The organism is Kribbia dieselivorans NBRC 106261, assembly GCF_001552435.1.
Lineage (GTDB): Bacteria > Actinomycetota > Actinomycetes > Actinomycetales > Dermatophilaceae > Kribbia > Kribbia dieselivorans.
Window position 1 is genome coordinate 1 of the sequence record NZ_BCRE01000005.1, and the last position, 8,009, is coordinate 8,009.

An 8,009-nucleotide genomic window follows, 5' to 3' on the forward strand; every position below is an offset into this window, starting at 1 on the left:
TCGATCGGCAGGCCGAGCACGCCGGCGCCCGCCGCGCCGGCCTGCGGCATCGCCTGAGCCGCCCCCGACCAGCCCCCTTCACCTCTGGGAGAATCGCGTCATGCCCGTACGCCCCATCGTCATCCACGGTGAGCCCGTCCTGCACCGCCGCGCCGAGCCGGTCACCGAGTTCGACGCCGCGCTCAAGGAACTCGTCGAGGACATGTACCTCACCCAGGAGGCCGCGAACGGGGTCGGCTTGGCCGCCCCGCAGATCGGCGTCGGCCTGCGCGTGTTCACGTGGAAGATGGCGAACAACGACGGGGTCCCGGAGATCGGGCACATCGTCAACCCGTACGTCAAGGCCGCCAAGCCCGCCGCGGGGGAGCCTGACCGCAACGAGGAGTCCGAGGGCTGCCTGTCCGTGCCCGGCTACTCGTACCCGCTCAAGCGCGGCGAGTCGGCCACGGTGACGGGGTTCGACTCCGACGGCAACGAGATCTCCTTCAGCGCCACCGGTTGGTTCGCGCGCTGCATGCAGCACGAGTACGACCACCTCAACGGGTTCCTCTACGTCGACCGGCTCAACGCGGCGTGGAGCAAGAAGGCCAAGAAGGCGATCCGCGCGGCCGGCTGGGGCGTGCCGGGCCACACGTGGATGCCCGGCGAGGATCGCGATCCGTTCGGTCACGATGACGAGGACGCCGATGACGCCGAGGTCACCGCTGACTGACGACGCTGCCGAGATCGGCGGCGCCCCGGGGATCATCGCGGTCGTCGGGCCGACGGCGTCCGGGAAGTCCGATCTCGGCCTCGAGATCGCGCTGCACCTCGGTGGCGAGGTGGTCAACGCCGACGCCTCGCAGTTCTACCGGGGCATGGACATCGGTACCGCGAAGCTCACACTGGCGGAGCGTCGTGGGGTGCCGCATCATCAACTCGACGTCCTCGAGATCACCGACGAGGCGACCGTGGCCGCTTACCAGACCGGTGCGCGCGCCGACCTCGACGCCATCACGGAGCGCGGTCGGGTGCCGGTCCTCGTCGGCGGCTCGGGCCTATACGTGCGGGCCGCGCTGGACCTGCTCGACATCCCGCCGACCGACCCGGTCGTGCGGGCGCGGCTCGAGGCCGAGGCGACGGAGCGCGGTGGCGCGGTGATGCACGCTCGCCTCACCCAGGCCGATCCCGCGGCAGCGGCCAAGATCCCACCCGGCAACGTGCGCCGCGTCGTGCGGGCTCTCGAGGTCATCGAGTTGACCGGTCGGCCGTTCTCGGCATCCATGCCGACGCGCACGTTCCGTCGACCCACGCTCATGCTCGGGCTGTTGCCCCCGCGCGAAGTCCTCGATGAGCGGATCGCCGTGCGAGCCCGGCGGATGTGGGAGCAGGGCCTGGTCGCGGAGGTCGAGCAGCTGCTGGCGCGCGGGCTGCGCCAGGGCCGGACCGCCTCACGCGCGTTGGGCTACAGCCAGGCGATCGCGCACCTCGACGGGACGATGACGGCAGAGGAAGCCATCGACGACACGATCCGCGCCACGCGGCGGTACGCGCGGCGGCAGGAGTCGTGGTTCCGGCCCGACGAGCGGATCCGCTGGTTCGACCCCACCGAGCACGGCGCACTCGAGGCCGCGCTGGGCGTGGCGCGCGCGTGGCTCACGGTCGGGGAGAATGGGACCCATGACTGAGCACCTGCGGTTCACCAAGGGCCACGGCACCGAGAACGACTTCGTCCTCGTCCCCGACGTCGAGGGGCAGCGCGACCTGAGCGCGATGGACGTGGCCTGGTTGGCCGACCGGCGGGCCGGCATCGGCGGAGACGGCGTCATCCGCGTGGTGCCGACCGCGAAGGCCTCCGAGACGGCGATCCGGGCCTTGGCCGATGAGGCGCCGTGGTTCATGGACTACCGCAACGCCGACGGATCGGTGGCGCAGATGTGCGGCAACGGCACGCGCGTGTTCGCGTCGTATCTGCGCCGCGAGGGGCTGGAGACCGAGGACGAGTTCGCCATCGCCACACGCGCCGGGGTCAAGCGCATCCGGTTCGAGGGCGACCAGATCGTCACACACATGGGTCGGTGGCGCCTCACCGAACCGGACAAGGCCAACAGCGACGGGTTCGATGCGCTGGTGCACCTCGGCAGCGGCCACCCGTTCTCGGCGCTGTCGGTCGACATGGGCAACCCGCACACCGTGGTCGCGCTGCCCGAGGGCGTGGACCTGGATGAGATCGACCTGACGCAGCCGCCGGAGGTGCGCCCGCACCCCCTGGAGGGCACCAACGTCGAGGTCGTGCGCGCGGTCGGGCCCGGCCACCTGCAGATGCGGGTGCATGAACGCGGGGTGGGGGAGACGCGCTCGTGTGGCACCGGGGTGTGCGCGGCGGCCGTGGCGCTGCAGTTCTGGGCGGGTGGCGAAAGCGCCGGAGCGACGTGGATCGTCGACGTCCCCGGCGGTCGCCTGACCGTGCGCCTGCTTCCGAACGACGAGGTCGAACTGGCCGGCCCGGCCGCCCTCATCGCCGACGGGATCGTCGCGCTGGGCTAGGCCGAGCGGCGCACCCGCAGCACGCGGAACCCCTTGGACGAGGTCAACCGGTCGGTCACGAAACCGTCGGGCAGGTGAGCGCCCAGCCAGGTCGCGAGCGAGTCCGAGCCCAGGTTCTTCTGCACCACGAGGTACGCCTCTCCGCCCGGTTCGAGCCGCGGCAGCCACGTGAGGAGCAGCGTGTGCAGGGCCTTCTTCCCGATTCGGATGGGCGGGTTGGACCAGATCCGCGAATACGTCTCGTCGGCCGGTACGGCGTCGGGCGCGCAGGCCGCCACCCCGGTCAGACCCAGGGCCTTCGCGTTGCGTTCACACAGGTCCACGGCCCGTTCGTTGACGTCGACCGCCCGCACGGACGCCTCCGGGGAGAGCAGCCCCAGCGTCAACGCGATCGGCCCCCACCCGCAGCCGAGGTCGAGAAACGCGCCGTGCGTCGGCGGGTCGGGGACCTCGCGCAGCAGCACGGCGGTTCCCTTGTCGAGACCGCCGGGGGAGAAGATGCCCGGGGCGACCTCGACCGTGACCTCCCGCCCCGCCAACTCGACGGTCAGCGGCGAGCGTTCATCCGGCGAAGACGGGCTCGCCGAGAAGTAGTGGTCCTCCACGCTCAGTTCACGTCCTCGTCGACCCAGTTGAGCGTACGTTGCACGGCCTTGGCCCAGTTGCGCTGCAGGCGCCCGCGCTCGCCCTCGTCCATGGTCGGCTTCCAGCGACGTTCCTCGACCCAGTTGGCGGCGACCTCGGCGGTGTCGGCCCAATACCCGACGGCGAGGCCGGCGGCATAGGCGGAGCCGAGTGCGGTGGTCTCGGTCACGGCCGGGCGCACCACGTCGACCCCCAGCAGATCGGCCTGAAACTGCATGAGCGTGGCGTTCGCCGTCATGCCACCATCGACCCGCAGCTCGGCCAGCGGCAGGGCATCGGCCTCCATGGCCGCGATGACGTCGGCGGTCTGGAAGGCTGTCGACTCGAGCACCGCCCGGGCCAGGTGCCCCTTGTTGACGTAGCGGGTCAGCCCGACGAGGGCTCCGCGCGCGTCGGGGCGCCAGTAGGGCGCGAACAACCCCGAGAAGGCCGGAACGAAGTACGCGCCGCCGTTGTCGGTCACCGTGCACGCGAGCGCCTCGATGTCGGCGGCGGTCTCAATGAGTCCGATGTTGTCGCGCAGCCACTGCACCAGCGACCCGGTCACCGCGATCGAGCCCTCCAGCGCGTACACGGCGGGCGCGTCGCCCAGGCGGTAGCCGACGGTCGTGATCAGGCCGTGCGTGGAGGTGACGATCGACGCTCCGGTATTGAGCAGCATGAAGTTGCCCGTACCGTACGTGTTCTTGGCCTGGCCAGGCGCATGGCAGGCCTGACCGAACAGGGCAGCCTGCTGGTCGCCGAGCACACCGGCGACGGGCACCCCGTCGAGGCGGCCGATCGTGCACTTCCCGTACACCTCGGAGGACGAGACGATCCTGGGCAACATGGCCCGCGGGACTCCGATCGTCTCGCACGCCTCGTCGCTCCAGTCGAGGGTGCGCAGGTCCATGAGCAGGGTGCGCGAGGCGTTCGTCACGTCGGTGAGGTGAACCCCGCCTTCGAGGCCCCCGGTCAGGTGCCACAGGAGCCACGTGTCGATCGTGCCGAACAGCAGGTGCCCGGCCTGCGCGTCGGTGCGGGCTCCGGGCACGTTCTCGAGGATCCACGCCAGCTTGGGTCCGGCGAAGTACGTCGCGACGGGCAAGCCGGTGATCGTGGTCAGGCGCTCGGCGGCACCGGCCGCGCTCAGGGCGTCGCACATGTCCTTGGTGCGGGTGTCCTGCCAGACGATGGCGTTGCAGACCGGCCGGCCCGTACGGCGATCCCACACGAGCGTCGTCTCACGCTGGTTGGTGATGCCGATCGTGGCGATCTGCCCCCCGTCGAGACCCGACCGGTCGAGCACCCCGGTGACGACGTCACGAGTACGCGCCCAGATCTCGGTGGCGTCGTGCTCGACCCACCCGGCGCGCGGCAGGATCTGCGTGTGCTCGAGCTGGTGACTCGCCACCGGGAGTCCGTCCTGACCGACGATCATGGCCCGCGTGCTGGTCGTGCCCTGGTCGATGGCCAAGACGTACGTCGCGCGTGACGTGACACTCACTGATTTTCTCCCGCGGTTCGAGTGTGGGACGGACACGTGTGGTTCATTGGTGGCGTTACGAATCTCTGAGGGAGTCCATCATGCCCCGACCCGAGCCGTTGAGCCCGGAATACCGTCGCCGCGCTTGGGAGACGCTCACCTCCCGCCAGTGGGAGGTGCTCGTCGTCGGCGGTGGCGTCACCGGCGCGGGCGTGGCGCTCGACGCGGCGACCCGCGGGCTGGATGTCGCCCTGATCGAACAGCGTGACTATGCCTCGGGGACGTCGTCGCGCTCGAGCAAGCTGTTCCACGGCGGGGTGCGTTACCTCGAGCAGATGAACTTCGCGTTGGTGCGCGAGGCGTTGCGTGAGCGAGACCTCGTGCTGACGCGGATCGCGCCGCACCTGGTCAAGCCGGTCTCGTTCCTGTACCCGCTCGAGCACCGGGTGTGGGAGCGACCGTACGTCACCACCGGCCTGACGATCTACGACACGCTCGGCGGCAACCGCTCCGTGCCCTCGCACAAGCAACTCTCGGCCGCCCAGGTCAGCGCGCTCGCGCCCGGGCTGCTGCCGACCGCGCATCGAGGCGGGTTGCTGTACCACGACGCCGAGACCGACGACGCGCGCTACACCCTGACCCTGGCGCGCACGGCGCAGGCGTACGGAGCGACGGTGCTCACCTCGGCGCGACTGGTCGGTCTGATCCGGGCGGGGGAGCGGATCGTCGGAGCGCGGGTGCGCGATGTCGAGACCGGCGAGGAGCACACCGTGCAGACCTCCGTGGTCGTCAACTGCACGGGGGTATGGACCGATGAGGTGCAGACCATGGCCGGGGGTCGTGGGCGCTTCCGGGTGCGCGCGTCCAAGGGCGTGCACATCGTCATCGCCCGCGACCGGATCAACTCCGAGACCGGGCTGATCCTGCGCACGCCGACGTCGGTGCTGTTCTGCATCCCGTGGGGCACCCGGTGGATCATCGGCACCACCGACACCGACTGGTCGCACAACCTGGCGCACCCAGCGGCGACCCGCACCGACATCGAGTACATCCTCGGGCAGGTGAACTCGGTGCTGCGCAACCCCCTGACGCACGACGACATCCTCGGGGTGTACGCCGGGCTCCGGCCGTTGTTGGCCGGTGAGGACGCCCTGACCAGCCAACTCAGCCGCGAACACGCCGTCGGGCGGCCGCAGCCGGGCATGGTGTCGATTGCCGGAGGCAAGTTCACCACCTATCGCGTCATGGCCGCCGATGCAGTCGATGCGGCTCTCGAAGACTTGCCCGCCGGGGTGCCCGACAGTGTCACCGCCGACATCCCGTTGCTGGGCGCCGATGGCTACCCGGCGCTGGTCAACCAGCAGGACCGGTTCGCCGAGCGGCACGGGCTGCCGGTGTGGCGACTCGAACATCTGCTCAACCGGTATGGCTCGCTTGTCGACGAACTGGTGGAGTTGGCGCAGGCCGACCCGCGCCTGTGGGAGCCGTTGCCGGGTGCCGAGGAGTACCTCAAGGTCGAGGTGCGGCACGCCTGCACCCACGAGGGGGCGCTGCACCTGGAGGACGTGCTGACCCGGCGCACCCGGATCTCCATCGAGGTCATCGACCGGGGCGTGGCGGCGGCACCGGAGGCAGCGGCGATCATGGCCGACGTGCTCGGGTGGAGCGACGAGCAGCGGGACATGGAAGTCGAGCAGTACCGGCAGCGGGTGCGCGCGGAGCTGGCCAGCCAGGACGAGACCGATGACGCCGCGGCCGATGCGCTGCGCACGACCGTCGGAGACGTCCGCCAGCGTGCGCTGAGGGCGGAAACCGTTCGTGTTCAGGCCGGCGGGATGTCATCCTTGAACGAGGATGACTGAACCACGACCCACTTCTGACCTATTCGACCGGCGCGCCGAGGCCCTGGCTGACCCGGAGACCGACGCCGACGGGTTCCTGCTCGACGACTGGACCACCCACGACGGTGACCAACTCGACCGCGAGGAGCGTTCGGCGCTCCGCCGCGTGGCGGGGTTGTCGACCGAACTCGAGGACATCAGCGAGGTCGAGTACCGACAGCTGCGCCTCGAGCGGGTGGTGCTCGCCTCGGTTTGGAGCGAGGGCACCGCCGAGGACGCCGAGAACTCCCTGCGCGAACTCGCCGCGCTCGCCGAGACCGCCGGTTCGGAGGTGCTCGCCGGGGTCATGCAGCGGCGCCAGCGACCCGACGCGAGTACGTATCTCGGCTCCGGCAAGGCGGCGGAGCTGCGTGACCTCGTCGTCGCCGAGGGCGCCGACACCGTCGTGGTCGACGCCGAACTCGCGCCCGGCCAGCGGCGTGCCCTGGAGGACGTCGTCAAGGTCAAGGTCATCGACCGCACGGCCCTGATCCTCGACATCTTCGCGCAGCACGCCAAGAGCAAGGAGGGCAAGGCGCAGGTCGAACTGGCCCAGCTGCAGTACCTGCTCCCGCGTCTGCGCGGTTGGGGCGAGTCGATGTCGCGTCAGGCCGGTGGTCAGGCCGCCGGCGGTCAGGGCATGGGGTCGCGTGGTCCCGGTGAGACGAAGATCGAGCTCGACCGGCGCCGGATCAATACCCGCATGGCGAAGTTGCGCCGTGAACTGGCCGGGATGAAGACGCATCGTGACACCAAACGCCACTCCCGCAAGCAGCACGCGGTGCCCAGTGTGACCATTGCCGGGTACACGAATGCCGGCAAATCGACGCTCCTCAACCGGTTGACGAAGGCCGGGGTGCTCGTCGACAACCAGTTGTTCGCGACCCTGGACACGACGGTGCGCAAGGCCGAGACCCCGGACGGGCGCGACTACACGCTCACCGACACGGTCGGTTTCGTGCGGTCGCTGCCGCATGAGCTGGTCGAGGCGTTCCGGTCGACGTTGGAGGAGGTCGCCGAAGCCGACCTGTTGCTGCACGTCGTGGACGGATCGCACTCCGATCCGGAGGGGCAGATCAGCGCCGTGCGGGCGGTGCTGGCCGATGTCGATGCTGCGGACGTCAAGGAGGTCATCGTCATCAACAAGGCCGACGTGGCCGACCCGCACGTCGTCGATCGGATTCTGCGCAACGAGAAGCACTCGATCGCGGTGTCCGCGCGCACGGGGGAGGGCCTTGATGAGTTGCGGGCCCTGATCGCGCAGGAGTTGCCGACGCCGGAGATCGATGTCGACGTGCTGCTGCCGTACGACCAGGGTGGCCTGCTCTCGCGGATCCATGAGGAGGGCGAGGTGCTGCTCACCGAGCATGTCGAGTCCGGTACGCATGTGCGTGCCAAGGTCGGAGCGCAGTTGGCGGACTCGCTCGTGCCGTTCACCGTCTGATTTGGCCTCCGCCCACCCCGGCCGCCCCCACACGGTTCGAGGTATTACC

The 8,009-nt window shown here is 70.0% G+C and carries 7 protein-coding genes; 5 read left to right on the forward strand and 2 right to left on the reverse strand.

Features of this window, described 5'->3' with window-relative positions:
• The first annotated feature begins 100 nt into the window (after window positions 1–100).
• Genes def through dapF form a run of 3 tightly spaced genes read left to right on the forward strand, consistent with a single transcriptional unit; the run spans window position 101 to window position 2,526 of the window.
• On the forward strand, window positions 101–712 hold the full coding sequence (gene def / locus KD1_RS00920; RefSeq protein ID WP_068396185.1) for a peptide deformylase: 612 nt from the start codon (window positions 101–103) through the stop codon (window positions 710–712).
• Entirely contained in the window at window positions 687–1,667 is a 981-nt protein-coding gene (gene miaA, locus KD1_RS00925) for a tRNA (adenosine(37)-N6)-dimethylallyltransferase MiaA (protein ID WP_068396193.1), read from the forward strand. Before def ends, miaA begins: the two co-directional genes overlap by 26 nt.
• Entirely contained in the window at window positions 1,660–2,526 is an 867-nt protein-coding gene (dapF, locus tag KD1_RS00930; protein WP_068396195.1) for a diaminopimelate epimerase, read from the forward strand. The genes miaA and dapF overlap by 8 nt, the downstream gene beginning before the upstream one ends.
• On the opposite strand, the gene KD1_RS00935 is transcribed toward dapF, so the two are convergent.
• On the reverse strand, window positions 2,523–3,137 hold the full coding sequence (locus tag KD1_RS00935; RefSeq protein ID WP_068396206.1) for a class I SAM-dependent methyltransferase: 615 nt from the start codon (window positions 3,135–3,137) through the stop codon (window positions 2,523–2,525). The genes dapF and KD1_RS00935 overlap by 4 nt on opposite strands.
• Window positions 3,134–4,657: a glycerol kinase GlpK gene (gene glpK / locus KD1_RS00940; protein ID WP_157073094.1), complete on the reverse strand. Its 1,524-nt coding sequence runs from the start codon at window positions 4,655–4,657 to the stop codon at window positions 3,134–3,136. The genes KD1_RS00935 and glpK overlap by 4 nt, the downstream gene beginning before the upstream one ends.
• Before the next feature lie 80 nt (window positions 4,658–4,737).
• On the opposite strand from glpK, the gene KD1_RS00945 reads away from it, so the two are divergent.
• Both KD1_RS00945 and hflX read left to right on the forward strand, forming a co-directional pair.
• Window positions 4,738–6,498, forward strand: a complete 1,761-nt coding sequence (locus KD1_RS00945) for a glycerol-3-phosphate dehydrogenase/oxidase (RefSeq protein WP_068396200.1) — start codon at window positions 4,738–4,740, stop codon at window positions 6,496–6,498.
• Complete coding sequence (gene hflX, locus KD1_RS00950) at window positions 6,491–7,960, forward strand: GTPase HflX (protein WP_068396203.1); 1,470 nt, start codon at window positions 6,491–6,493, stop codon at window positions 7,958–7,960. The genes KD1_RS00945 and hflX overlap by 8 nt, the downstream gene beginning before the upstream one ends.
• Window positions 7,961–8,009 lie beyond the last annotated feature (49 nt).

What these genes read in the sequence shown, in the direction of transcription:
- def (WP_068396185.1), top strand. Translation starts at nt 101, where the DNA reads ATGCCCGTACGCCCCATCGTCATCCACGGTGAGCCCGTCCTGCACCGC.
- hflX (WP_068396203.1), top strand. Translation starts at nt 6,491, where the DNA reads ATGACTGAACCACGACCCACTTCTGACCTATTCGACCGGCGCGCCGAG.
- dapF (WP_068396195.1), top strand. Translation starts at nt 1,660, where the DNA reads ATGACTGAGCACCTGCGGTTCACCAAGGGCCACGGCACCGAGAACGAC.
- KD1_RS00945 (WP_068396200.1), top strand. Translation starts at nt 4,738, where the DNA reads ATGCCCCGACCCGAGCCGTTGAGCCCGGAATACCGTCGCCGCGCTTGG.
- miaA (WP_068396193.1), top strand. Translation starts at nt 687, where the DNA reads ATGACGCCGAGGTCACCGCTGACTGACGACGCTGCCGAGATCGGCGGC.